General features: G+C 65.8%; 22 protein-coding genes. 17 read left to right on the plus strand and 5 right to left on the minus strand.

Annotation, left to right across the window (positions count from 1 at the left end; all coding sequences use genetic code 11):
* Positions 1 to 21: 21 nt before the first annotated feature.
* A complete protein-coding gene (locus tag A8G00_RS14055; RefSeq protein ID WP_065846469.1) occupies positions 22 to 3,351 on the plus strand; it encodes a PAS-domain containing protein in 3,330 nt (1,109 codons plus the stop codon).
* On the opposite strand, the gene A8G00_RS14060 is transcribed toward A8G00_RS14055, so the two are convergent.
* On the minus strand, positions 3,341 to 3,961 hold the full coding sequence (locus A8G00_RS14060) for a response regulator transcription factor (RefSeq protein ID WP_025549456.1): 621 nt from the start codon (positions 3,959 to 3,961) through the stop codon (positions 3,341 to 3,343). The two genes, A8G00_RS14055 and A8G00_RS14060, sit on opposite strands and share 11 nt — an antisense overlap.
* Positions 3,958 to 5,910, minus strand: coding sequence for an acetate--CoA ligase (acs, locus tag A8G00_RS14065; protein ID WP_099186592.1), 1,953 nt, complete (start codon positions 5,908 to 5,910; stop codon positions 3,958 to 3,960). Before acs ends, A8G00_RS14060 begins: the two co-directional genes overlap by 4 nt.
* Before the next feature lie 179 nt (positions 5,911 to 6,089).
* Here acs and A8G00_RS14070 point away from each other — a divergent pair, with 179 nt between their 5' ends.
* The 3 genes from A8G00_RS14070 to A8G00_RS14080 all read left to right on the plus strand — a co-directional run bounded on the left by A8G00_RS14070 (position 6,090) and on the right by A8G00_RS14080 (position 9,980).
* The gene (locus A8G00_RS14070; protein WP_025550014.1) at positions 6,090 to 7,532 is read left to right on the plus strand and encodes a DcaP family trimeric outer membrane transporter; all 1,443 of its coding nucleotides are present in this window, start codon (positions 6,090 to 6,092) and stop codon (positions 7,530 to 7,532) included.
* A 14-nt stretch (positions 7,533 to 7,546) separates the two neighbouring features.
* Positions 7,547 to 9,295: an MFS transporter gene (locus A8G00_RS14075; protein ID WP_025550013.1), complete on the plus strand. Its 1,749-nt coding sequence runs from the start codon at positions 7,547 to 7,549 to the stop codon at positions 9,293 to 9,295.
* Between the two features lie 166 nt (positions 9,296 to 9,461).
* Entirely contained in the window at positions 9,462 to 9,980 is a 519-nt protein-coding gene (locus tag A8G00_RS14080) for a GNAT family N-acetyltransferase (RefSeq protein ID WP_044661061.1), read from the plus strand.
* A gap of 60 nt (positions 9,981 to 10,040) precedes the next feature.
* Here the strand turns inward: A8G00_RS14080 and A8G00_RS14085 are convergent, their stop codons facing one another.
* Positions 10,041 to 10,628, minus strand: coding sequence for an outer membrane protein (locus A8G00_RS14085; protein ID WP_025550011.1), 588 nt, complete (start codon positions 10,626 to 10,628; stop codon positions 10,041 to 10,043).
* Between the two features lie 285 nt (positions 10,629 to 10,913).
* Positions 10,914 to 11,594, minus strand: a complete 681-nt coding sequence (locus A8G00_RS14090) for a spermidine synthase (protein ID WP_103000951.1) — start codon at positions 11,592 to 11,594, stop codon at positions 10,914 to 10,916.
* A 72-nt stretch (positions 11,595 to 11,666) separates the two neighbouring features.
* Between A8G00_RS14090 and A8G00_RS14095 the strand changes: the two genes are divergently transcribed.
* The 8 genes from A8G00_RS14095 (at position 11,667) to A8G00_RS14130 (ending at position 17,122) form a co-directional block, all read left to right on the plus strand.
* Positions 11,667 to 12,119, plus strand: coding sequence for a hypothetical protein (locus tag A8G00_RS14095; protein WP_007686433.1), 453 nt, complete (start codon positions 11,667 to 11,669; stop codon positions 12,117 to 12,119).
* Between the two features lie 61 nt (positions 12,120 to 12,180).
* Positions 12,181 to 13,326 (plus strand): cupin domain-containing protein, encoded by a 1,146-nt coding sequence (locus A8G00_RS14100; RefSeq protein WP_025550009.1) that lies wholly within the window; start codon positions 12,181 to 12,183, stop codon positions 13,324 to 13,326.
* Between the two features lie 6 nt (positions 13,327 to 13,332).
* Positions 13,333 to 13,908: a pseudouridine synthase gene (locus A8G00_RS14105; RefSeq protein ID WP_025550008.1), complete on the plus strand. Its 576-nt coding sequence runs from the start codon at positions 13,333 to 13,335 to the stop codon at positions 13,906 to 13,908.
* A gap of 86 nt (positions 13,909 to 13,994) precedes the next feature.
* Positions 13,995 to 14,411: an acyltransferase gene (locus tag A8G00_RS14110; protein WP_084694358.1), complete on the plus strand. Its 417-nt coding sequence runs from the start codon at positions 13,995 to 13,997 to the stop codon at positions 14,409 to 14,411.
* Between the two features lie 72 nt (positions 14,412 to 14,483).
* Positions 14,484 to 14,861, plus strand: coding sequence for a hypothetical protein (locus tag A8G00_RS14115; protein WP_044661060.1), 378 nt, complete (start codon positions 14,484 to 14,486; stop codon positions 14,859 to 14,861).
* A gap of 644 nt (positions 14,862 to 15,505) precedes the next feature.
* On the plus strand, positions 15,506 to 15,679 hold the full coding sequence (locus A8G00_RS25210; RefSeq protein WP_170825604.1) for a hypothetical protein: 174 nt from the start codon (positions 15,506 to 15,508) through the stop codon (positions 15,677 to 15,679).
* A gap of 31 nt (positions 15,680 to 15,710) precedes the next feature.
* The gene (locus A8G00_RS14125; RefSeq protein ID WP_099186595.1) at positions 15,711 to 16,058 is read left to right on the plus strand and encodes a hypothetical protein; all 348 of its coding nucleotides are present in this window, start codon (positions 15,711 to 15,713) and stop codon (positions 16,056 to 16,058) included.
* Between the two features lie 173 nt (positions 16,059 to 16,231).
* Positions 16,232 to 17,122: a MucR family transcriptional regulator gene (locus A8G00_RS14130; RefSeq protein WP_099186596.1), complete on the plus strand. Its 891-nt coding sequence runs from the start codon at positions 16,232 to 16,234 to the stop codon at positions 17,120 to 17,122.
* 85 nt (positions 17,123 to 17,207) lie between these two features.
* On the opposite strand, the gene yaaA is transcribed toward A8G00_RS14130, so the two are convergent.
* Positions 17,208 to 17,960: a peroxide stress protein YaaA gene (gene yaaA, locus A8G00_RS14135; protein WP_099187046.1), complete on the minus strand. Its 753-nt coding sequence runs from the start codon at positions 17,958 to 17,960 to the stop codon at positions 17,208 to 17,210.
* A 253-nt stretch (positions 17,961 to 18,213) separates the two neighbouring features.
* Between yaaA and A8G00_RS14140 the strand changes: the two genes are divergently transcribed.
* From A8G00_RS14140 to A8G00_RS14160, 5 genes are all read left to right on the plus strand, one after another.
* Complete coding sequence (locus A8G00_RS14140; RefSeq protein ID WP_103000952.1) at positions 18,214 to 19,584, plus strand: FAD/NAD(P)-binding protein; 1,371 nt, start codon at positions 18,214 to 18,216, stop codon at positions 19,582 to 19,584.
* Between the two features lie 479 nt (positions 19,585 to 20,063).
* The gene (locus tag A8G00_RS14145; RefSeq protein ID WP_061935063.1) at positions 20,064 to 20,393 is read left to right on the plus strand and encodes a hypothetical protein; all 330 of its coding nucleotides are present in this window, start codon (positions 20,064 to 20,066) and stop codon (positions 20,391 to 20,393) included.
* Positions 20,393 to 21,130 (plus strand): cellulose synthase operon protein YhjQ/BcsQ, encoded by a 738-nt coding sequence (locus A8G00_RS14150; RefSeq protein ID WP_025550001.1) that lies wholly within the window; start codon positions 20,393 to 20,395, stop codon positions 21,128 to 21,130. The genes A8G00_RS14145 and A8G00_RS14150 overlap by 1 nt, the downstream gene beginning before the upstream one ends.
* On the plus strand, positions 21,130 to 25,455 hold the full coding sequence (gene bcsA / locus A8G00_RS14155) for a UDP-forming cellulose synthase catalytic subunit (RefSeq protein ID WP_103000953.1): 4,326 nt from the start codon (positions 21,130 to 21,132) through the stop codon (positions 25,453 to 25,455). Before A8G00_RS14150 ends, bcsA begins: the two co-directional genes overlap by 1 nt.
* A 2-nt stretch (positions 25,456 to 25,457) precedes the next feature.
* The coding region (locus tag A8G00_RS14160) for a hypothetical protein (RefSeq protein WP_146032595.1) at positions 25,458 to 25,753 on the plus strand (296 nt) is incomplete at its 3' end.

Raw genomic sequence — 25,753 nt, forward strand, 5'->3', positions numbered from 1 at the left:
TCGAGCCAGTAGAGATGGGCCATGAGTCTGCTTTCGGCGGCCCTTCTCGCGCTCGCGATCGTCCTGCTGCTGTTCGGGATCGCCACCATCGTCGAGAGGCGCGGCGGCCTTGCGCTCGGCCGTTATGACGTGCGCCACGGCGCCTATGCGCTGGCGCTGGGCGTCTATTGCTCAAGCTGGACCTTCTACGGCGCGGTCGGGAGCGCCGTGCGCGACGGCTGGCATTACCTCCCCATCTATCTCGCGCCGATCTGCCTGCTGATCGTCGCGCCCCGTTTCCTGCGCAGGCTGGCCGAGGCGGTGGCGGAGGAACAGGCAACCACCGTGTCCGACTTCATCGCCGCGCGTTTCGGTCACGATGTGGTCGTGGCCCGTCTGGTCACGGTCATCGCCTTGCTGGGAACAGTGCCCTATGTCGCGCTGCAATTCCGCTCCATCGGCAGCGCGATCTCCATCGTGACGGGCCGCCCCGTCGCGACGCTGACCATGCTGACCGCCGCCTGGCTGCTGGCGCTGTTCGCCATGCTGTTCGGCGCCCGCCGGTTCGAACTGGCGGGGCGCAGCGAAGGCCTGGTCTATGCGATCGGCATCGAATCCCTCCTCAAGATCGTCGCGCTGACCGCGGTGGCCGTCCTCGCCTTCGTCCTGCTGGGACAGGCGGACCCGACGGACCTCAGCCGCGGCGTCGCCATATTGTCCGCCAATTTCCGGCCGGAACGGTTGTCGATCGAGGTCGGCATCATCTTCCTCATCTCCGCCATGGCCGTCATCGTCCTGCCCCGGCAATTCTACATGGGCCTGGTTGAGGCGCGGGAACCGGGCGATCTTGTCGGCGCGCGCTGGGGACTGGCCGCCTATCTCGGCGCGATGGCGCTGATGGTGTTGCCCATCGCGCTGGCCGGCGCAAGCCTGCTGCGCGGCGCCCAACCCGATCTCTACATGCTGGCCCTGCCCGGAATGACCGGACAGGGCATCGTGCTTGCCCTGGCCCTGCTGGGCGGGATCGCGGCGGCGGCGTCGATGGTCGTGGTCGATTCGACCGCGCTCGCGACCATGGTCTCGAACGACCTCCTCTTCCCCACCCTGCTCGCGCGCGAGAACGGCGGGGAAGCGGGCGCCGGGGCGCTCGGCCGGCGCATGCTGCTCGTGCGGCGCCTCTCCATCCTCGCCATCATCGCGGCGGCGCTCGCCTGGGCGCTGCTGGTTTCGGCCGAACAGTCGCTCGCCTCGATCGGCCTTGTCGCCTTCGCCGCCATGGCGCAGTTCACGCCGCACCTGATCCTGGCCACCTATGCGCCGGGTCGCGATGCGCTGGCGGCGCGGGCAAGCCTTGCCGTCGGCCTTGTCATCTGGTTCTACACCCTCGCCCTGCCGCCCATATTGCCGCCCGCCTGGCTGGATGCGCTGGAGGGAAGCGCCGCCGATCCCCTGCGCCTCTTCGGCATCGGCGCCGCGTCGCCGCTGGTGCATGGCGTGGCGTGGAGCCTGGGCGCGAACCTTTTGGTCTTCGGCCTGGTCGCCGCGCGCAAGGTGAAGGCGCCCGTCCTGCCCCGCCTCGGCAGCCAGCGCCCGATCACCGACCTGGCCGAACTGGCGCAGCTCACCGCCAGCTTCATCGGTGAAGAGGAGGCTGCCCGCGAATTTCCGGCGGCCATGCGGGGCACGCCCATCGACAGGCGGTCGGCGCAGCGCGCCCGCACGCTCATCGCGCGCGTCGTCGGCGCTTCCTCCGCCCGCGCGCTGGTCGCCTCGGCACTGGCCGGGGGGCAGATGAGCCTTTCCGACGTTACCCGGCTGCTGGGAGAGCGCGGCCAGTCGCTTCGCTTCTCCCGCGAACTGCTCGCCGCGACCTTCGAGCATATCGATGCCGGCATCAGCGTGGTCGACGCCGACATGAACCTGATCGCATGGAACAGCCAATATCTCGACCTGTTCGACTTTCCTCCCGGCTTCCTGCGGGTGGGCGTGCCGATCGCGGAACTGATCCGCCATAATGGGCGGCTGGGCGATTTCGGCGACGAGGACATAGAATTCCACGTCAGGAAACGTCTTCGGCACATGCGCCGCGGCCTGCCCCACAGTTTCGAACGGCGGCGAAAGGACGGCCGCGTCATCAAGACCATCGGCGGGCCGATGCCCGGCGGCGGCTATGTCACCAGCTTCATCGACATCACCGAGGATGCACGCATCCGCGACGAGCTGGGCCGCACATTGGCGGAACTGGAAACCCGCGTCGCCGACCGCACACGCGAACTCAGCGAGACCAATTTGCGCCTGGCCGAGGCGACGAAGGACAAGACCCGATTCCTCGCCGCCGCCAGCCACGACCTGCTTCAGCCGCTCCACGCCGCGCGGCTGTTCACCGCCGCCCTGCAACGCGAGGTGGAAGGAACGCCGCACATCCTTGCCGAACGCATCGACAGCGCGATCATGGCGGCGGAAGGGCTGCTTCGCGCTCTCCTCGACATCAGCAAGCTCGATGCCGGCGGTGTCGAGCCCAGCCCGGAGCCGATCGACCTTACGCCGTTTCTCACCAGCCTTGCTGAAGGATTCGCGCCGATGGCGAAGGAGAAGGGGCTGCGCCTGCTGACCGGTCCCCTTTCCGGCCATCTCGATACCGACCCGGGACTGCTCCGCTCGGTCCTCCAGAATTTCGTCTCCAACGCCCTGCGCTACACGCAGCAGGGCGGGATATTACTGGGCGTCCGGCGCAGGGGTTCGATGATCCGGATCGACGTCGTCGATAGCGGCGTCGGCATCGCCGCCGACCAGATCGGGACGATCTTCGGAGAATTCACCCGGCTCGGCGCGCTGGACGTCGAGGGACTCGGCCTTGGCCTCGCCCTTGCACGCCGCATCGTCCGGCTGCTCGGCGGGCGGATCGAGGTGCGGTCCGTGCCCGGAAAGGGCAGCCGGTTCAGCCTGCTGATGCCTGCCGCAACCGGGCCAGCCGCGCCGGCACCGGCACCGGGGGCGCAGGCCCCCCTTCCGGCGGCGAGGGGTCTGGCCGTGCTGGTGGTCGATGACGATCCGATGATCGTAGCCGCGACCGAGGCGCTGCTGGCCAGCCTCGGCCATCGGCCGCTGGCCGCCGCCGAAGGCAGGACCGCCCGAAAGCTCGCGTCCGCAGCCGACGCCGCGCTGGTCGACTTCCAGCTTGGGACGCAAGAGGACGGCCTTGCCCTGATCGCGGCGCTGCGGCGGGAGCATCCGGGATTGCCCGCCGCGCTGGTCACGGCGGAGGACGATGCGAGCCTCGCCACCCGCGCCGCCATGCTCGACATCGCCTTCATCGCCAAGCCTGCGGCGCCGGAGGCGATCTCGGCCTTCCTGGCCCGCGTCAGTGGTTGAGATCGAGCCCCAGCGAGCGCGCGACCAGTGCCGCCTGCGTGCGGTTCTGCACATCCAGCTTGCGCATGATCGCGGTCATATGCGCCTTCACCGTCGCTTCGGTCACCATGAGGTCGTGCGCGATCTGCTTGTTCAGCTTGCCGTTCAGCACCTCCAGCAGGACCTTCAACTGGGTCGGCGTCAGGGATGCGATCTCCTTCTGGACCGCATCCTCGGGTCGCGGCGGAGCGGGCGGGAGCCGGTGGCCGCCCAACGCCCGCGCGATCGCCGCCTCGATCGCGGGCAGGTCGCTATCCTTGGAGAGGAAGCCGACGGCGCCCAGCGCCTGGGCTTCCTCCGCCGCCTTGGCCCCGTCCGCGCTTGAAACCACCAGGATCGGCACGTCCGGCTGTTCCGCATGCAACAGCGCTATGCCCGAATAGCCGACCGCGCCCGGCATCTTCAGGTCGAGCAGGATGAGGCGCAGGCCCGTGGCCCCGCTCGCCGCCTGAACGGCGCCGGCGAGCGTCCCCGCTTCGATGATGCTGGCCCGCGGAGCGACCTTCATCACCGCCACCGCCAGCGCCTGACGGAAAAGCGGGTGGTCGTCCGCGATGAGAATCGTTTCTATTGCGCCTCTTCCAACCGTGGTCTGTTCGCCAGCAGATTATCGACCACGGTGGGATCGGCAAGCGTCGACGTGTCGCCCAGGTTGGAAACGTCGTTTTCCGCGATCTTCCGCAATATGCGCCGCATGATCTTGCCCGAACGGGTCTTGGGCAGGCCGGGGGCGAACTGCACCACGTCCGGCGATGCGATGGGGCCTATTTCGCTGCGTACCCAGCGTATCAGCTCGCCGCGCAGGGCGTCGTCCGGCTCGACATCGGCATTGGTGGTGACATAGGCGTAGATGCCCTGCCCCTTGAGGTCGTGCGGCATGCCGACGACGGCGGCCTCGGCAACCTTGGGATGGGCGACGAGCGCGCTCTCGATCTCCGCCGTGCCCATGCGGTGGCCGGAAACGTTGATGACATCGTCGATGCGGCCGGTGATCCAATAATAGCCGTCCTCGTCGCGCCGGCATCCGTCGCCGGTGAAATAGCGCCCCGGAAAGGTCGTGAAATAGGTCTGGAAAAAGCGGTCATGATCGCCCCAGACGGTGCGCATCTGCCCCGGCCAGCTATCCGCGAGGACGAGGCAGCCTTCGCCCGCCCCCTCGATCAGCCGCCCGTCGCCATCGACCAGTTCGGGCCTGACCCCGAACATCGGCAACGTCGCTGAGCCCGGCTTGAGCGCGACAGCGCCGGGCAGCGGGCTGATCATCGCGCCGCCGGTCTCGGTCTGCCACCAGGTGTCGACGATGGGACAACGCCCTTCACCCACGACCTGATGATACCATTCCCACGCCTCCGGATTGATCGGTTCACCGACGCTGCCCAGCAGCCGCAGGGACTTGCGGCTGGTCTTGCGCACCCATTCGTCGCCCTCGCGCATCAGCGCGCGCAGGGCGGTGGGGGCGCCGTAGAAAATCTCCACGCCGAACTTGTCCACCACCTGCCAGAAGCGGGATGCATCCGGGAAATTGGGCACGCCCTCGAACATCACGGTCGTCGCGCCGTTCATCAGCGGCCCATAGACGACATAGCTGTGGCCCGTGACCCAGCCGATGTCGGCGGCGCACCAGTAGATCTGGCCGGGGCGATAATCGAACACATATTGGTGCGTCATCGCCGCCCAGACGGCATAGCCGCCGGTCGTGTGCAGCACGCCCTTCGGCTTGCCCGTCGAACCGGAGGTATAGAGGATGAAGAGCGGGTCTTCCGCGCCCATCTCCTCCGGCTCGCACTCCGCGGGCTGGGCTTCCACCGCCGTGGCCCAGTCGATGTCGCGCCCCCCGACCATCGCCACATCGGCGCCGGTGCGGCGCAGCACGATGACGGTATCGACATCCGCGCAATGGGCGAGGGCGGCGTCGACATTCGCCTTCAGCGGAACCTTCCTGCCGCCGCGCAGGCCCTCGTCGGCGGTGACGACGATGCGGCTCGCGCAATCCTCGATGCGGCCGGCAAGCGCTTCGGGCGAGAAGCCGGCGAAGACGATCGAGTGGATCGCGCCGATCCGCGCGCAGGCCAGCATCGCGACCGCCGCCTCCGGCACCATGGGAAGATAGAGGGTGACGCGGTCGCCCCGCCTGACGCCCCGCGCCTTCAGCAGATTGGCGAAGCGGCATACCGCCTCATGCAGCGCGCGATAGCTGATGCGCCGTTCGGGCTCTGCCGGATCGTCGGGCTCCCAGAGGATCGCGATGGCGTCGCCACGCTCCGCCAGATGGCGGTCGAGGCAATTGGCGGACAGGTTGAGCGTGCCGTCAGCGAACCAGCTTATGCCGAAATCCTCCGCCGAAAAACTGGTCGCCTTCACCTGGCTGAAAGGACGCATCCAGTCCAGGCGCTGCGCCTCCTCCGCCCAGAAGCCATCCGGATCGGTGATCGAGCGCGCATACATCTGCCGGTATCGCGCGGCGTCGACCAGCGCTTCGTTCGCCCAGTGGTTGGGAACGGGGTAAATGCCCTGGTCCATAGTCTCGCACTCCTCTCCTTGATCGCTACCGATCCGTGGGCGGCATCCTAATTGCCGCAGGCGCACATCGGACCCCCGACGAAGATCGAACATGTCCGACCATGGTTCGGCTGTCGCGCCACGGCGGCATGCGCGATCCTGACCATAGCCGGAACACAAGCCGGATCCTGGAGAGGTCGATGCCAAAGCCGAACAGGCCATTATTGCGCGTGCTGCTGGGGGCGAGCGCGCTCGCCGCGCCCCAGTTGGCCGGCGCGCAGACCATGAAGGAGGCGGATCTCGCCGCGCGTCTGGAACGGATGGAGAGCGAGATCACCCAGCTCCGGACGGAACTCGCCGCCGCGCGCAGCCAGCAGGACGAAACCCGCGCCGCCGCCGCCGACGCCACCCGCAAGAGCCAGGAGGCTTCGGCGCAGATGAGCCGACTGGCGGACGGCACGCCCAGGCTTGGCTTCCGCTCTGGCAATAGCAATGTCGTCCTGTCCGGCTATGTGAAGCTGCTCGCGAGCAGCGCCCGCTACAGCGGCGGCGACGATCCGAGCAACACGCTGGGGCGCGACCTCTATCTGCCGCAGTCCATTCCCGTCTTCAATCCCGCCTCCCCGACTTCCCCCACCCATGTCACCGATTTCTCGGCCAAGCAGACGCGCTTCTGGGTGGATGCCACGACCAAGCTCGGCAAGCATGCGCTGAAGGCCTATATCGAATTCGACTTCCAGGCCGCGCCCGGCACGCCCCAGGCGCTGGGCCAGGGCACGCAGCGCACGACCAACGCCTATGACCTCGCCATGCGGCGCGCCTTCATCCAGCTCGATCGCTGGACCTTCGGGCAGGATTTCACCAATTTCTCCAACCCCGCGATCTTCCCGGAGAGCACCGACTATGTCGGGGGCGTGGACGGCCTGATCTTCGTGCGCCAGCCGATGGTGCGCTACAGCCTTCCGCTGGGCCACGGCCTCGCCTTCCATCTGGCGGCGGAAAATCCGGAAACGGCTTCCGCCACCGCCGGCGCACCCGCCCTCGTCGAAAATGGCGAGGACCATGCGCCCGACATAACCGGGCGGCTGGAATATGCGGGCGGGTTCGGTTTCCTCGACCTTGCGGTGCTGGGCCGCCAGTTGCGCGTCGACAATGCGAAAACGGGCGCAGCCCATATCGTCGATTCCCGCCTGGGATGGGGCATCAGCGCCGCCGGCAAGATCTTCCTGGACGACAGGCATGGCAGCGACATCCGGTTCCAGGCAAGCTATGGCGAAGGGATCGGCCGCTATCTCGGCCTGAACTTCGGCCCGGACGCGGTCCTCCAGGCCAATGGGGAACTTGCCCGCGTCCGCAACCTCGCATTGTTCGGCGCGGGCCGCTATGCGCTGGACGACCAATGGCGCGTCAACCTGATCGCCAGCTATCAGCGCATCTTCTACGCCGACGATCTCGATCCGGCGACGACTTCGGGCATAGCGATGTTCAATCGCCAGGCGTGGAGCGTCGCCGGCAACCTCTTCTATTCCCCGGTGAAGAACGTCGATCTCGGCATCGAGTACCGGCATGGCGAGCGCCGGCTCGTCAACGATCTCAACGGCCATGTCGACCGGTTCGACGTCGCGGCGAAATATAATTTCTGACAGGAGGGACGGTTATGGCTTCGACATATGACGGACTGCCAAAACATCATGAGGCGACGCGAAGCGAAAAGCTGATCATCACCGCCAGCTCGCTCGGCACCGTGTTCGAATGGTATGATTTCTACCTCTACGGGCTGCTGACCGCGATCATCGCGGCGCAGTTCCTGACGGGCCTCAACCCGACCACCTCCTTCATCATGGCGCTGCTGATCTTCGCGTCGGGGTTCATCGTCCGTCCCTTCGGCGCCCTCGTCTTCGGCCGCATCGGCGACCTGTTCGGGCGGCGCTACACCTTCATCATCACGCTGCTGGTCATGGGCCTGTCCACCTTCCTGGTCGGGTGCCTTCCCACCTACAAGTCGGTCGGCGTCGCCGCGCCGATCATGCTGGTGGTGCTGCGCATGTTCCAAGGGCTGGCGCTGGGCGGCGAATATGGCGGCGCGGCGACCTATGTCGCGGAGCATGCGCCCGACAACCGGCGGGGCTTCTACACGAGCTGGATTCAGATCACCGCGACCGCAGGGCTCGCCATGGCGCTGCTGATCGTGATCACCGTCCGATCGCCCATCACGGGCGTGGGCGAGGAAGCGTTCAAGGAATGGGGCTGGCGCATTCCCTATCTGGTCTCCGGCCTGTTCCTCGTCCTTGGCCTTTGGCTGCGCCTGAAGCTGCATGAATCGCCCGTTTTCCAGAAAATGAAGGCGGAGGGCACAGGCTCCAAGTCCCCGATCAAGGAAGCCTTCGGTGAGTGGAAGAACCTCAGGATCGTCTTCATCGCCTTTTTCGGCGCGATCGCGGGCCAGGCGGTGGTCTGGTATTGCGGCCAGCTCTACGCGCTGTTCTTCCTGGAGAAGATGCTGAAGATCGACGGCCTGACCGCCAACACGCTCATCATCATCGCGCTCCTCATGGCAGCGCCCTTCTTCCTGTTCTTCGGCTGGCTGTCCGACCGCATCGGCCGCAAGCCCATCATCCTTTCGGGCTGCGCCCTGGCCGCGCTGACGCTGTTCCCGGTCTTCCACCTGCTCACCGACGCCGCCAATCCGGCGCTGGCCCGGGCACAGGCAGCCGCCCCGGTCACGGTCACGGCCGACCCGGCGGAATGTTCTTCCCAGTTCGATCCGGTCGGCGCGAACAAGTTCGACACGACAAGCTGCGACATCGTCAAGAACGCACTGGCCAAGGCGGGCGTCAACTACACCAACGTCGTCGCCGCGCCCGGCACAGTCGCAACGGTCGCGGTCGGCGGCAGGCGCTTCACGGCGCCCGACCCGTCCCGGCTTTCGGGCGACGCGAAGAAGGCGGCCATCGCGGCCTTCACCGCCCAACTGATCGGCGCGCCCGCCAGCCCGGCCAGGGCGGCGGAGGGCGACAAGCCTGCCGTCGCGGCGCGCCCTGCCGTCGAGGGTGAACTCGCCAGGGTCGGCTATCCCGGCAAGGCGAACCCGGCCGAGATCAACAAGCCGCTCGTCGTCGCCCTGCTCTTCTACCTCGTGCTGCTGGTGACGATGGTCTATGGTCCGATCGCCGCCATGCTGGTCGAACTGTTCCCCAGCCGCATCCGCTACTCCTCCATGTCGCTGCCCTATCACATCGGCAATGGCTGGCTGGGCGGGCTGCTTCCGGCGATCGGCTTCGCGATGGTCGCGGCGACCGGGGACATCTATTACGGTATCTGGTACCCGGTGGTGGTGGCGGCGGCGACCGTCGTCCTGGGAATGATCTTCCTGCCCGAAACCTTCCGGCGCAATATCGACGCCTAAGGCGTTTTCCCAGCAGACGGGATCATCTGCTGGCTTGGAAAACGCGGTAAAGCAAAGGCCTGGAGGTTCCCTGCCGGCGCACCCTGATCCTTCCAGATTGTCGAGGATCAAGGTGCGCCGTCGGTCCGACAGCTACTCTGGCGCCGTTGACAAGGGAGACAGTTTCATGACCGACGCCAAGACCATCCTCAGCCTGCCGACCCGGTCGGGCCTCCAGCTCCATGTCCGGCCTGCGGAGGAAAGCGACGAGACGCTGCTCGCGGCCTTTTTCGACAAGGTCAGCGACGAGGACCGACGCTTCCGCTTCTTTTCCGCCGTGCCCCATGTCGGTCATGAGCAACTCGACCCGCTGATCCATGCCGACCATTTCCGCAGCGAAAGCATCCTGGCGTTCGATGGCGCCACGGGCGAACTCGTCGCCTCCGGCATCCTGGCCTGCGACAATGCGATGGACACGGCCGAAGTCGCCGTATCGGTGCGCGGGGATTATAAGGGCCGGGGCGTCGGCTGGGCGGTGCTCGACCATCTGGCCGGCGAGGCGCAGAAGCGCGGCGTGCGGCGGGTGATCTCGATCGAGAGCCGCGACAATCACGGCACCATAGAATTGGAGCGGGAAAAGGGCTTTGCGGTCGAACCGGTGGAAGGCGATCCGACGCTGGTCATCCTCGCCAGATCATTTCGCTGAACGGGCAAACCAGATGCCGCGGGAGCGGCGTCCCGATGGGGCGCCGCTCCCGCGTCCAAGTCAGAAGCGATAGCCGACGACCAGCGCAGCCTGGTGGCGCTCGGGCTTCACGTCGAAGACGCGCTCATAGCTCGAATAGCGATATTCGAGGCGGGCAAGGAAACCCATCACATTGGTTTCGACGCCAGCGCCCAGACGATAGCCCTGAAGGTTGCCCGAGGCGGTCTGGATCGTGGCGCCGTTCTGATAGGAACCCTTGGCGCGGGCGTTGGTGTAGCCGCCCTTGGCATAGAGCATCACATTTTCGGCAACCTGGCCGCCGATGCGAATGCCGGCATAGAGATCGCGGCCGGTGCGCGCGCTGACGCGATCGCCGGCGACGAAGACGTCGGTGCTCGAATCCTTGGTGTCGGAATCGGCATATTCGCCTTCAATGCCGAACACCGCGCCCCGCAGGTTGATGTCATAGCCGATGACGCCGCCATAGAGCAGCCCGGTGTCATGCGCGTCCGCGCCGAGATCGGCATGGTCGGCACCCACGACGGCGCCGACATAGGGGCCGGAGAAGTTGGAGCGCACCGCGTCCTGCGCGAAGGCGGGAGAGGCGAAAGAAGCCGCGACGGCGGCGATGGCGATGATCTTCTTCAAGTCAATATCCTTCGAGAAGCTTCGAAATCCAGAGGGTGCCGCACTTAGAATTCGAATAGTCCCGCGTAAACCGCCGGTCGGTCTTCATTGGTCGCAACAGCTTGTCCTTGTTGCACAATTGCACCAGCGACGTCGCCGATAAGCCCGTATGACGGACGATCCTTCTCATCGGATCGTGAGGCCGGGATTTTTTTATGAGAGGACGGAACCATTATTGCTGTTGTTCGTTCAGGCGCATTCCCATGCCGCGCTGACCCTGTTCATGGGTCACCCCGGACGTTTGCGCTATCGGGACGCTCTTATCGTGGCGAACCAGATGACGTGCCGTGGCCCCTTGCCGTTGCTGCGGGCGCGCACGGCAACCTCTTCGACCGTCAGGCCAGCGCGGGAAAGGCGGCGGGTGAAGCTCGCATCGGGAGCGGCGGACCAGATCGCCAATATGCCGCCGGGCCTGAGCGCGGCGATCGCAGCCGCGATCCCCTGCGCCGAATAGAGACGGTCGTTCGCCTGGCGCACTAAGCCGTCCGGCCCATTGTCGACGTCGAGCAGGATGGCGTCGTACAGCCCCCGCGCCGTGCCGATCAGATCGGCCACATCAGCCTGGACCAGCCGCACGCGCGGATCGTCCAGGCAACCCGCGGCCAGTTCCGCCATCGGCCCGCGCGCCCACTGGATGATCTCCGGCACCAGTTCCGCCACGGTGACGGTTGCCGTGCCGTCGAGCGCCGCCAGCGCCGCGCGCAACGTGAAGCCCATGCCATAGCCGCCGATCAGCAGATGCGGGCGCGCCCGGCCGCGCAGCCGTTCGCAGCTCAGATTGGCGAGCGCCTCTTCCGACCCGCTCATCCGGCTGCTCATCAGTTCGTTGCGGTCGAGCACGATCATGAAATCCCCGCCTCGGCGATAGAGGGTCAGTTCCTCCCCGCCGGGAACCTGCGCCGTTCCGATGAATTCGCGTGCCTGCATACCAACTACTCCCGGCGGGTCCGCCGCCAGCGGGGGCTTTACGGCAATGCGGCGCGGCGTCAAAGGAGCGAGATGCGATATTTCCTCGATACAGAATTCAACGGCTTCGGCGGCGACCTCATCAGCCTGGCGCTCGTCCCCGAAATTGGAGACCAGGATTTCTACGTCTCGCTTCCCCTGCCGGCCGAAATCCATCCCTGGGTGGAGAAGAATGTGATTCCCTATCTGCGCTTCGTGCCGCCGGGCGTCGACCATCAGTTGAACCGGGTGGAGGCCGCCCAGCATCTGGAAGCCTATCTGGCGCATGACCGCGATCCGCTTATCATCGCCGACTGGCCCGATGACCTCGCCCATTTCTGCGCCCTGCTCGTGACCGGCCCGGCCGAGATGATCAGGCTGGACGGGCTGCGCCTTGAACTCATCAACGGCGCGGGGTTCAGCGCCGCGTCCAACAGCCGGATGCCGCACAACGCCCTCCATGATGCGCACGCGCTCAAGGACTTCTACCTGAACTGGGCCGTCTGAACGGCGCGCTGGCGCGGTTCCTTTCTTTGACAGCGGGTGCAGGACGGCGCATGGGCGGGGCATGCACCTCGCCCGTTTCGACATTGACCTGTTCCTGCGCCACCATTGGCAGAAGCGCCCGCTGCTGATCCGCAACCCGTGGAGCGCGTGGCGCAACCCGCTGGAGCCGGACGAGCTGGCCGGCCTCGCCTGCGAGGAGGGCGTCGAATCGCGCCTCATCACCCGGCAGGCGGATAGGCTCGCCATGGAAAGCGGCCCGCTGCCGGAGGATCGTTTCACCGAACTCGGCGACGCCTGGACACTTCTGGTGCAGGCGGTCGACCATCATGTGCCCGATGTCGCGGCGTTGATCCAACCCTTCCGCTTCATACCCGACTGGCGCATCGACGATGTGATGGTCAGCTATGCTACCGACGGGGGCGGCGTCGGGCCGCATTTCGACCAATATGACGTGTTCCTGGTGCAGGGCCTGGGCAAGAGGCGCTGGCGCGTCGGCCCGCGATGCGATTCCGCAACGCCGCTGCTGCCGCATGACGACCTGCGCCTGATCCCCGATTTCGAGGCGACGGGGGACTATGTCCTCGAACCCGGAGACATTCTCTATGTCCCGCCCTGCTTCACGCATGACGGCGTGGCGGTGGGCGGGGACTGCATGACCTATTCCATCGGCTTCCGCGCGCCGTCCCGCGCCGAACTAATCGAAAACTGGTGCCGGCATCAGGCCGACGACATGGTGGACGAGGATCGCTATGCCGATCCCGACCTCATCATCCAGCCCAATGCCGGTGAGATCGCGGCGTCGGCCCTCGACCGGATGCATGCCATGGTGCTGGAGGCGCTGTCCGACCGCCGCGCCTTCGCCCGCTGGTTCGGCCTTTACAACAGCCTGCCCAAGTCGGCGGACATGGATTGGCGGCCGGATGAGCCGGCGGACGAAGCGACGGTGCGCGCCCTTCTGGCTCAGGGCGTGCCGCTCAGCCGCAATCCCGCCAGCCGCTTTTCCTTCATCCGCCAGGGAGAGCCGGAACTGCTGCTGTTCGTGGACGGCCATGGCTTCGATTGCGACGGCGACACGGCGCGACTGGCCGAGGGGCTGTGCATGGAACCGGCCATGGTCGTGGATGCGGAACTCGCGGCCTCCGCCGCCGTGGTCACGCTGGTTGCGGCGTTGATCGACCAGGGCAGCCTGGCGTTCGATGCGGACTGATCCGTCATGGCGCTGATCCTGTTCAACAAGCCTTATGGCGTGCTCTGCCAGTTCAGCGATGAACGGACGGGCCCGCCCCGTCCGACGCTGGCCGCCTATATCGACCGCCCCGGCTTCTATCCGGCGGGCCGGCTCGACCTCGACAGCGAGGGATTGTTGCTGCTGACCGACGACGGCCGCCTGCAGGCGCGGATAGCCGACCCGCGTTTCAAGATGCCCAAGACCTATCTCGTGCAGGTGGAGGGGGACCCGGACGGGGCGACGCTGGCGGCGCTGCGGCGTGGCGTGCGCCTGAAGGACGGCCTGACCCTGCCCGCGCAGGTCGAACGCATCGACGCGCCCCCCCTCTGGCCCCGCGATCCCCCGGTCCGGTTTCGCAAGAGCGTGCCGGATTGCTGGCTGAGCCTGACGATCCGCGAAGGACGCAACCGACAGGTCAGGCGCATGACGGCTGCCCTGGGGCACCCGACTTTGCGGCTGGTGCGGTGGCGGATCGGGGACTGGACGCTCAACGGCATCGCGCAGGGACAATGGCGCGAAGCGGCGGCAGAACAGGGCAGGGTCCGACCAGGCGCGCAGTAGAGTGTCCCGCCCATCCGATATAACCGGATCGCCGCGCCAGAGCATATTCCAAGCAGGAGCAATCCTCTGCCGACCCGGAAAAGGCGGTGAAAACACAGATCCAGAGCGGCCGAACCGACGGGTCGAAATCTGGTCTAGTTCAAGCTAAAGGGTATGCGCAACGTCGTGCGAATATCGCTGGCATCGTCGGTTGCGCCCACTTCGACCGTCCAGTTGATCATAGCTGGTCTCCAGACCCGTTGGTCCATTATTCGCTCAACGGCCCCTCCTGGAGCCTGTCCGACGAGCTGTTCTTCTATGCGCTTTTCCCATGGCTTTTGAAATGGCGCGAGCCGGTGCTGCGCGCGGTCTTCATCGCCGGCATGGTCCTGATCGTGGCGGGAAGCTGTTTTACAGCCCTTACGGTCGCGGGTTATTCGCCATGGGTGGACTGGATCTTCTATGTGTTCCCGCTTACCCGGCTGTTCGAATTCATCGCGGGCATCCTGCTGTGCCGGGCCTAGCGATCGGGCATCGGACGACGATGGGCGACGAGCGCAACGGAAGCGCTTGCGGCCATTTCGCTGCCGGCGACCATGGTCGCCGTGGAATGGTTCGCAGTTCCCCTCGCTTTTCGCTACCAGCTCATCTTCCTGCCGCCGATGGCTGTCCTGATATTGATATTCGCCCATGGTCAGGGCGCATTATCGCATCTGCTCCGCCAGCCTGGGCTGCAATCGCTGGGAGCGGCCTCCTTCGCTCTCTATCTCGTTCACCGGCCGATGATCACATTCATGGAAAGGTGGTCAGGCGCCGGGGCCGCAAGCGATATTGCCTTGGCGATCACCATGCTGCCGATGGCCATGCTTGCGTCCATCCCTGGCTTCGCCCTGCTGGACCGGCCGGTGCAGCATTGGCTCCGCCGTCGCGAGACATTCACGGTAAAGCGCAAGGCATTCGCCATTCGGCAATGAACAGGCTGCTGCGAGCATCGATGCCCCGCGGCTTGGCCAAGCGGTAAATCGTTCCTCATGGAATCGGGCCTCATCGATCTTTTTCCCATCGACTTAGGGAGACGTCGGACGAATAGTCGCAGGAACTGCAACGCAACCTCGATAGCGAGAGGAACAAGCTTGTCGTCGAGCCCTTCTACAGGCACGAGAAGATCGATGCTCCATCAAGAGCCCCTTCGACCTCCGCGCCGTGGGCGGCCCAGACCCGTTCATCCGGTGATTTAATTCGGATGGACGACTGAAGACTTCCCCCGCGTTTTGGCAGCGGGGCCGACACGCCTAGCTGCCACGCCATAAATGGTTGGACCATGCCCGAATAATATTTCTCATATAATATCATTGCTGAAAACAGGATGGAGGTGCAACAGCATCTTCGTCGACCTGTTCGGGCATGGTTCATAGCCTGACATGCTTCGTGGCAAACCCATCGAAAATTCGCGATACGCCGCAACAACTCAGCACCGCGCAGGTTCAACATCGGTCAAGGTGCGGGGCCGTTCCGCCATGACCGCGGCGGCCATTGTCCGCGACGCCCAAGGCGCAGCTTGATCTGGGTGATTCCTTTTGCGGTTGCCGGAAGCAAACAGCGCCCGCATAGCGGTTGCATGGACGAGAAGACGACGAATCTGATCATGGCTATTCTCAGTCGGGCGCCGCAATGGATCAGGCACGACCTGCTGTCCAAGGATGCGGGCGTCAAGCAGCGGGCGGAGGAGACGCTGGCCGCCATGATCGCCAACGCCCTCGCCACAGGAACCGACGACTCGACGGCGAGTTAGGGAGGAAGTCCGTTCCAACAAGGCTCCAGCAATGACATGCCGCTCTTTCCCCGGCGCCTTCATGCCGATGGCCGCCATAGTGGCGGCGGCCGCGACCCTCGCGCCGGCAGGCGCACAACGCCCGGACGCCGACATAGAGGTCCAGTGCGCCGCCGGACGGCGCTTTTCCGTCCGCGCCGATGCCGACCGCGCCACTGTCGTCTGGAAGGACGGGCAGCTCACGCTCAAACGCGGGGCAATATCGCTGGGCCGATATTATCGAAGCCCCCGGGCGGCCCTCATCATCGACGGCGACTATGTGTCTTTCGTGCCCAGGGGCGACCGGAACTGGCGCGACTGCCGCCTCATGCCCAGGACCGATGTCATTGAGAAGGATTGATGCCCGATCACGCACGCCGATTTGACGATCATGGAACGGGATCGACTTTCCGACATTGGATCGATTGCCGGCAAATACAGGCATAGAAGACCATTTACTGGAAATCCGACATTTACAATCTGTGTCGATTTGCGCAAATAGCGCTAACATCCTCCTGAAACGGGTTCGCTCACATGGCCGACGAAGACAAGAACGACATCACTGCCCTTACCGTCCAGTTGCTCAGCGCTTATGTCTCGCGAAACAGCGTTCCGAGCGAAAGCCTGGCCGATCTGATCAAGACCACCCGCACGGCGCTGACGGAAAATGCCACGGCGACCATTGCCGAGCCCGCTGCCGAAACCTTCACGCCTGCGGTTTCGGTGCGCAAGAGCCTCGCCTCGCCCGATCATATCCTCAGCCTGATCGACGGCAGGCCGTACAAGACCTTGAAGCGCCATCTGGCCGCCCATGGCCTGACGCCGGAACAATATCGGGAACGCTACAAGCTGCCCAGCACCTATCCGCTGGTGGCGCAAAGCTATTCGCAGGCGCGTCGCGCCGTCGCGGAAAAGGCCGGCCTGGGCCGTAAGCCGGTCGTCGCTACGAAGGCCGCAGCCCCTGCGAAGGCAGCGGCCACTCCGGCAAGCCCCGCCGCCGCGCCCAAGGCGGCAGCGCCCAAATCATCGGAAAGGGCTGCTCCCGGCGCCGGGTCCGATGCGCCGGCGAAGGCCGCGGCGCCTGCTAAGGCCGCAGCGCCAAAGACGAACAAGGCGAAGGATGGGCCCGCCCCCGTCATATCGAACCGCAGCAATCGCGCCGCGGCGCCGGCCTCCGCCAGGAAGGACAGGAAGGAGCCGCGCCAGCGCCTTTCGATCGCCGCCGCCAAGGGCGACAAGGCGGACGGCAAGGCTGCCGCCGCTTCCAAGGCCCCTGCGCAGGAAAAGGCCCCGGTAAAGAAGGCCGCTCCTGCGAAGGCCAATGGAACCGCCAAGCCCAAGTCGCTGAAGGCGGCATTGGAAGCAGCCAGTTCGCATCTGGGCGGCGAGGAAAAGACGTCCGAAGCCGCGACCGCCAAATCCTGATCATGGGTGGGAAGCGAGCGATCACGACCTCGCTTCCCATCCGGCCATCCGGGCGGTCGTAGCAACGGAACGGCGGCAAGCCCGCTCAGGCCCGAGTGAAGCGCCAGCGATCGGGCTCGCTCTCCCCGGCATCGAAGCGATAGCCGTCGCTGTCGAAGCCGCGCATCGCATCGACGTCGGTTATGCGATGCTCGCACATCCATCGGGCCATCATGCCCCGGGCGCGCTTGGCCTTGAAACTGACGAAGCGCGGTCCGTCGGGACCGGGCTCGCGAAAATCGACGTCGATGATGCGGATGCCCGCCAGCTTGCCTTCCACCGCCGCGAAATATTCCTGGCTGGCGAGGTTGAGGACCACGCCCGACCCCTCCTCCGCGATCTGCCCGCGGAGCAGTTCAGCGATGCGATCGCCCCACCAGTCGGTCAGCTTCTTGTGGCGCGGCGCCCAGCGCGTCCCCATCTCCAGCCGGTACGGCCGGATCGCGTCCAGCGGCCGCAACAGGCCATAAAGGCCCGACAGCATCCGGACATGGTCCTGCGCGAAGGCGACCGCCGCTTCGTCCAGCGTACTGGCTTCGAAACCTGTATAGACATCGCCGGCGAAGGCGAACAAAGCCTGCCGTTCGGGCAAGTCGGCAAAATCGCGGAAGCGGTCGGCATTGAGCTTCGCCAGGCGCGGCGAGATATGCATCAACTCCGACAACCGCTTCTGCGAAAGGTTGGCGGCCGATCTGGCCAGGTCGCGCGCCTCTTCGGCGAAATGCGGGGTGGTGACGGGCAGGGGCGGCAGCGCGCGTTCGAAATCAAGCGTCTTGGCGGGGGATAGCAGTGCGATCATGCCAGCCTCCGTAGCGAGCGGCCGCCCATGCGTCAAAATGCCGTTGCACAGCATATTGCCGACGGCGTTCCATGACGCCGGATCGGCATTGCCGCGACCCTTGTCCACAATGGGGCTTGCCCCTATTGCCTGTCCGCTCCTAGGCTTGGGAAATTCGTTCGGGCGGAAGGGGTTGGGACAGTTGCGATCCTGCTTCTTCCATGGTCCGCCGCGCCATCCGGGCCAACCGCTGTTATGGAAAAATGCCTGATCCATGCTGAAGGTCGATCACGCCGCCATTATCGGAGGAGGGTTCAGCGGCACGCTGCTCGCCATCAACCTGCTTCGTCATGGTGCGTTGCGCGTGACGATGGTGGAGCGCCATGAAGAACGGATGGGCCGGGGCCTCGCCTATGGAGCGGCGCATGCCGGCCATGTTCTCAACGTGCGCGCCGCCAATATGAGCGCTTTGCCCGACAGCCCCGATCATTTCACCGACTGGCTGAAGCAGCAGGGACTGGGCCAGGAAGGCAGCTTCGCCACCCGGCGCGACTATGGCGCCTATCTCAGCGCCATGCTGGACCAGATGCGGGGGCAGGCCGCGGACAGGCTGACCATATTGAACGGCGATGCCGTCGACCTGCAGCTGCGCGACGACGGCATATGCGTCGTCCTGCGTTCCGGGGGCGGGATCGAAGCCGACATCGTGGCGCTGGCGCCCGGCAATCTGCCGCCGCACGACCTGCCCGCCTTTGCCGGATTGCGCGACAGGGACGGCCCCGAGAACGCCGTCTATGTGAACGATCCCTGGGCGGCGACCATCGCGGCGGGCTTGCAGGACAGCGATCGGGTGCTGCTGCTCGGCAGCGGGCTGACGGCGGTGGATTACGCGCTCAGCCTGGATCGTGCCGGGTTCCGGGGGCGGATCGTCGCCCTATCCCGCCGTGGGCTGGCGCCACAAAGCCATGCGCCGGCACCCCCCTATGCGCCGCGCAGCGACCGGCCGAAGGGCGCCGCTTCCACGCTGGTCCGGACGCTGCGCAGGCGCAGCGCGGAAATCGGCTGGCGCAATGCCGTGGATGAACTTCGCCGCTTCACCCAGGATATGTGGCGGGCCGCCAGCGCGGAGGAGCGCAGCCGCTTCCTGCGCCACCTGCGCCCCTATTGGGACGTACACCGCCACCGCATCGCACCGCAGGTGGCGGAGCGGCTGGCGGCGATGCAGGCGGAAGGACGGCTGGAAATCCGCGCCGCGAAGGTCGTGCAGGCTGTTCCGGAGGGCGGCACGATCCATGTGCATCTGCGTCGTCGTGGCCGGGAAGAGGGCGAGACCGTCGCCTTCGCCAGGGTCGTCAATTGCACCGGCCCGCTGGGCGACCTGCGGCGCACCGACGATCCGTTGCTGCGTCGCCTGGCATCGCGGGGCGACATCCGCCCCGATCCGTTGGCGATCGGCATCGATGTCGACCGCCAATGCCATGCCATAGCCCGCGACGGATCGGCCCAGCCCCGCCTTTTCGTCGTCGGCCCGATGACCCGCGGCGCCCATTGGGAAATCGTCGCCGTTCCCGACATCCGCCGCCAGGTTTGGGAACTGGCGCGGGAGATCACTGGCGCCCATTGGGTCGAGGCCGAGGGTTTGTAGTAAAGCCCGATCCCCGTCTTGCGGGATCGGCCACCACTTCATGATATGGTCCTGATGAAGTCGCCTATCCGGCGATGATGCGCCAGTGATTCCAGCTTGTTTAACACTTGTCCGGGTCGCAAGGGAAATGACCGGCCTTTATCCGCCAGCCGCCCGATCATGATATTCCCTTTATAATCCAATCCGGTTCAGGTGGAAAAAATGCCATGAATCGAGCCGCACCTGTATCTCATTGGCACAAAACCGATCCTTGCTGCCCCGGATCGTTACGGATGAGACATGACGGAAAAGCCCGGTGGAATGTATTTGCCGACATATACCGTTCAGAAACAGTCTATTAGCGAAACGATCGGCATATCTTTCTTGATCCATATCAGCTTTCAGTTTTTTGTCGCATCCCACTGTCATTCTATTAAGAAAGATATAGTAAATTAGCTATAAGCAACAAACTACTTACCGTTCACGCATATGGGGGGCCAATGCGCCGCGATGCTCGCAAACTGCTGGAGAAGCTGAACCGCAAGGACTTCGCCTATCGCGAATTTGAGGACCGGTTCTCGGAAACGGAATTATGGCCCATTTTCGCGGCCGTGCTGGGCGACCAGAAGGTGGTGGGCGATGACGCCGCACGGCTGCCCGTCCGGCAGGTCCAGCAGGACGAACGGCCCGCCCCCGCCGCCAGGACATCGCAGCCCCAGGCCGCGCCGAATCAGATCTTCGCCCAATATGGCGCGCCCCAGCGGCGGGCGGCGCCGAAGAACAATGTCGACCTCAAGGAATTCTTCAACCGCTTCTCGGAGCTGGATTGATGGCCGTCATCCTGCTTCAATCGCCCAAGGGGGGCACCGGCACGACTTTCCTGGCGGCCCAGCTCGCCCTGCACCTTGCCGGCAAGGGCTATGAGGTCAACGCGCTCGACTGCACCTTCCAGGATTCGCTGAAGATGCATTTCGGCTTCATGCCGGCGCAGGCCGTGCCGGAATGGGGCGCGGGCGGCGGCGAACCGCTGGTGGCCTTCGGGGTCAGCGTCATGCAGGGCCATGGCCAGAGCCGCTCCGCCGCCTTCGCGGCGCGGGTGGACCGGGAGTTCGAGCGGATGTTCGATCCCGGCCATATCTGGATCGTCGATGTCGCATCGGAGGACCGGCACCTGCTGGAACTGCTGATGCCCCGCTGCGTGCTGCATATCTGTCCCCTTCTGCCCACCGCCGCGTCGCTCGCCACGCTCAACCGCCTGAGCGAGACGGCCCCGGCGATGAAGCTGGACCGCACCGTCTTCGTCCTCAACCAGCTGGACGACCGGCAGAAGCTGTCGCGCCACAGCCACAGCTTCGTTCGCGACCTGTTCGGGGACCAGTTGCTGGCCACCATCCGCCGCGACGAGGCCGTCAACGAAGCGCTCGCGCGGTTCGAACTCATCAGCAAATATGCGCCGCCGAGCGCCGCGTTGCAGGACCTGCGCCTGTTCGCCGACGCCGTGGAAGAGCGCATCGGACTGAAACCCGCCCCGGGAGAGGCGAACATCGAGGTTACAGGAGACGCCTGATGTCCCTCCCTTCCCAATTCGCCCCGCAGGCCCTTCTCAGGCTTGCGGCGGGGCTCTTCGTGGCTGCCGTCGTCATCGTCGTGGTGACGGTGCCGCTCGACCTGGAATCGCAGTGGATATTCGCGCTGACCACCATGGCGGGCGTGATCCTGTTCAACCGTTCGCCCGGCAAGCGGTCGACCATCGCCATCGGCATATTGTCGCTGCTGGTATCCACCCGCTATCTGTTCTGGCGCACGACGCACACGCTGGACTTCGACAGCCTGCCCGCGGCCCTGCTGGGCACCGGCCTTTATCTGGCGGAACTCTACGCCTGGGTCATCCTGGTCCTGGGCCTGTTGCAGACGAGCTGGCCGCTGGACCGCCCGGTCGTGGAGATCGAGGGCGAGCCCGATCAATGGCCGGTCATCGACGTCTATATCCCCACCTATAATGAGAGCCTGGCGATAGTCCAGAACACGGTTTTCGCGGCGATGGACATGGATTATCCGCGCGACCGCTTCCACGTCTATATCCTGGACGACGGCCGCCGCCCCGAATTCCGGGCCTTCGCGCGGCAGGCCGGCTGCGGCTACCTGACGCGGGCCGACAATCTGCACGCCAAGGCGGGCAATCTGAACGCCGCGATGAAGAAGACCGACGGGGAACTGATCGCGATCTTCGACTGCGACCACGTCCCCACCCGCGCCTTCCTGCAGATGACGGTCGGCTGGTTCCAGAAGGACGCGCGGCTGGCGCTGATGCAGACGCCGCACCATTTCTATTCGCCCGATCCGGTGCAGCGGAACCTGGGCAATGTGAAGGAACTGCCGGGCGAAGGCGACCTGTTCTACGGCGCGGTGCAGAAGGGCAACGACCTGTGGAACGCGACCTTCTTCTGCGGGTCGTGCGCGGTCATCCGCCGATCCGCGCTGGAGCAGACCAACGGCTTTGCCGGCGAGACGGTGACGGAGGACGCGCATACCGCGCTGAAACTGCAGCGCATGGGCTGGAACACCGCCTATATCGGCATCCGCCTGTCGGCGGGCCTTGCGACCGAGCGGCTGGTGCTGCATGTCGGCCAGCGCATCCGCTGGGCGCGCGGCATGACGCAGATCATGCGGATCGACAATCCGCTGTTCGGGCCGGGCCTGAACTGGCACCAGCGGCTTTGCTACCTGAACGCGATGCTGCATTTCCAGTTTCCGCTGCCGCGCATCGTGTTCCTGACGTCGCCGCTCGCCTATCTGATCGGCGGACAGAACATCATCCATGCGTCGGCCGCGCTGATCTTCGCCTATGCGCTGCCGCACCTGTTCATCTCCACCATGTCGAGCGAGCGCATCCAGGGCGGCGACCGGCGGCCCTTCTGGGGCGAGATCTACGAAACGCTGCTCGCCTTCCATCTGGTGAAGCCGACGCTGTTCACGCTGCTGAACCCGCGCAAGGGCAAGTTCAACGTGACCGACAAGGGCGGCCTGCTGGACCAGACCTATTTCGACGGCACCACGGTGCGGCCGCATGTCATCACCGCGCTGCTGCTGGTGTTCGGCGTGATCTTCGGCTTCGTGAAGCTGAACTTCCCCCTCCTGTTCGACGCCCAGTGGGACACGGTGCTGCTGAACACCGCATGGGCGAGCTTCAGCCTGCTGATCCTGATCGCGGCGATTTCGGTCGCACGGGAACAGCGGCAGGTACGCGAGAATATCCGCATCACCGCGCAAATGCCCGTGACGCTCTATTTCGACGACGGCTATGTCGTGGACGGGACGACCGTGGACATTTCATTGGGCGGGCTGGCGGCGGAGCTGCCGGACGGTTTCGCGCTCCAGGGGCGCAAGGTCACGGACATCTCGCTGCCGATGGGCGACGAGACGCTGACCATTCCGGTCGACACGGTTCGCCTGGATAACGGCCGGGCCAAGCTGCGCTTCCAGCCGCTCGACATGGTGCATGCCCGTCATCTGGTGCGCGCCGTCATGGGCCGCGCCGATGCGTGGCAATCGGACAAGCCGCTGGCGCCGGTCGCCGGCCTCAAATCCATCAGGGATATTTTCAGCGTGGGCATCGACACGATCATCGACATATGGCGCCTGCCGCGCCGCCGGAAGAAGGCGATGCGCGCCATGGCCGCCGCCGCGGCCGCCGGGGCGCTCGCCACCACTTCCGCCAATGCGGTTCCCGCCGTGCCGGCGAGCACCCCCGCCGCGGCCACGCCGGTCCCGGCGGCGGGCGGCAAGCCGCAGCGGCTGCTGCTCAAGGACCTGCAGGTCAAGAACCCCATCCGCCTCGCCGGAACGCGCGGCGAATATGGCATTCCCTTCGGCCTGCGCAGCAATCAGGTCGTGACCGGCGCCTCTCTGACCCTGGCCTTCAACTTCTCGCCCTCGCTGCTGGGCGACCTCAGCCAGATCGTCGTCCTGCTGAACGGAGAAGTGGTCAACGCCCTGCCGCTTCGGCCTTCGGACGGCACGACGCAGACGGTGACCGTGCCGATCAACCCGGCGCTGTTCCTGCCGGGCGACAATTCGCTCAACCTGCGCTTCATCGGCCATTACACCCGCGACTGCGAAGACCCCTTCCACAGCTCGCTCTGGGCCAATGTCAGCAACACGCGGTCGGTGCTGAACATCACCACCCAGTCGCTGCCGCTGAAGCCCGACCTCGCGCGCCTGCCCGCGCCCTTTTTCGACCGCAACGAGAATGTGGCGCTGAAACTGCCCTTCGTCTTCGCGGGCAAGCCCACCAATGGCGAGCTGGAGGCGGCGGCCAGCACCGCATCCTGGTTCGGCGGCATGGCCAGCTATCGCGGCTATTCCTTCAAGCCCAGCTTTGGCCAGATCCCCGCCGGCAACGCCGTGCTGTTCGTGACGCCGGGCCGCCGCATTCCCGGCATCAACCTTCCCGGGGGGTCCGCCGCCACCATCATCACCAATCCGGTGGACAGCGAGGGCCAGTTGCTGATCGTCAGCGGCAGCGACGAGAAGCAGTTGAAGCAGGCGGCCGCGGCGCTCGCCATCGGACGGGGCATGCTGGGCGGGGCGAGCGCGTCGCTGGACGGCGTGCGCCTGCCCTCCTTCCCCCGCTATTCCGCGCCGCGCTGGCTGCGCACCGACCGGCCGGTGCGCCTGGGCGAGATCGTGCCGCGCTATGCCCTGCAGGGCATCGGCCTGCCGCCCGGCCCGCTCAGCGCCGGTTTCCATGTCGCGCCCGACCTGTTCTTCTGGCCGCGCCAGGGGGCCAAGCTCGACCTGCGCTACCGCTATCCGTCCGCCCCCTGGCTGGACAAGTCCCGCTCGCGCCTCGACCTGTCGATGAACGGCCAATATCTGACCACCCTGCCGCTGACCGGCGAACATTGGTGGGACAAATGGTTCGGCGGCGGACGGCCCACGGCCTATACGTCGCGCGCCGACGTCGTGCTGCCGCGCTACGACCTGTTCGGCCAGAACTCGCTGGTGTTCGACTATAATCTGCTGGTCCAGTCCAAGCAGCGCTGCGAGGGGATGTTGCCCGACAATGTGCGCGTCAGCATCTTGCCGGAAAGCTCGATCGACCTCAGCCACGCCTATCATGCGCTGCACATGCCCAATCTGGCGAGCTTCGCGGGCGGGGGCTATCCCTTCACCGTGCGGCCCGACATGGCGGAGACGGTCGTCCTGCTGCCCGGCGATCCGACGGCCGCCGTGGTCGAGGCCTTCCTGAACGTCATGGGCCGTTTCGGGGACGCGACCGGCGCACCCGCGATCCGGGCCAGCGTCACCCGGTCGGTCGATGCCGCGCGCATGGCGGGCAAGGACATATTGGTCATCGGCCCGGTCCAGATCGCCCAGTCGGAATCGCTCTTTTCCGGCGCGCCCGTCTTTTACCAGGACGGCCGGCTGCGCGTCACCGAACGCACGCCGGTGGAGCGGGCCTTCGACCTCTTCTCCCCCTATGAGCGCAGCGACAGCGGCACGGTCGACGGCTTCTTCTCCGGGTCCGACAGCTTCAGCGGCATCGTCGGCTTCCAGTCGCCCTTCGACACCGGCCGCAGCGTCGTCGCGCTGCTGGCCAGCGATCCCGAAGCGCTGCCGGCGCTGGTCAACGGCCTCAACGACACCAGGATCAACGCGCAGGTGCAGGGCGATCTTTCGGTGGTGGACGGCGAAGGCATGGCGAGCTTTGCGGTGGGCGACGGCTATTGGGTCGGATCGCTGCCGGTCTGGATGAAGATCGCCTATTGGATGAGCCAGCGGCCGTTCCTGATCGCCCTGGGTGGCCTGCTGGTCGCCTTCCTCATCTCCGCACCGGTCTATCTGCTGTTCAAGCGGCAGGAAACCAAGCGCCTCGAAGCGGTGAAATGATCATGAAGAAGACGATCTCCATCCTCGGCCTGCCGCTGCTGGCCATCGCGACGATGCCCCTGGCGCAGGCGGAGGTGCAGGGTGTCGCCCCGCTGCTCAAGCAGGCGCGCTACTGGCAGTCCAAGGGACGCGGCGACCTGGCGCGACAGGCCTATAACCGGGTGCTGGCCATCGATCCCGCCAATGCCGAAGCGCGGCGCGGCCTTGCCGGCAATGCGCCCCAGCCCAAGGCCGCGGCGAGGCCGCAGCCTGCGCAAGCCCCGCGCCCTGCCCCTCCTGCCCAGACGGCGGCGCCCGC

This window comes from Sphingobium sp. SA916 (assembly GCF_002894065.1).
GTDB classification, from domain to species: Bacteria; Pseudomonadota; Alphaproteobacteria; order Sphingomonadales; family Sphingomonadaceae; genus Sphingobium; species Sphingobium fuliginis.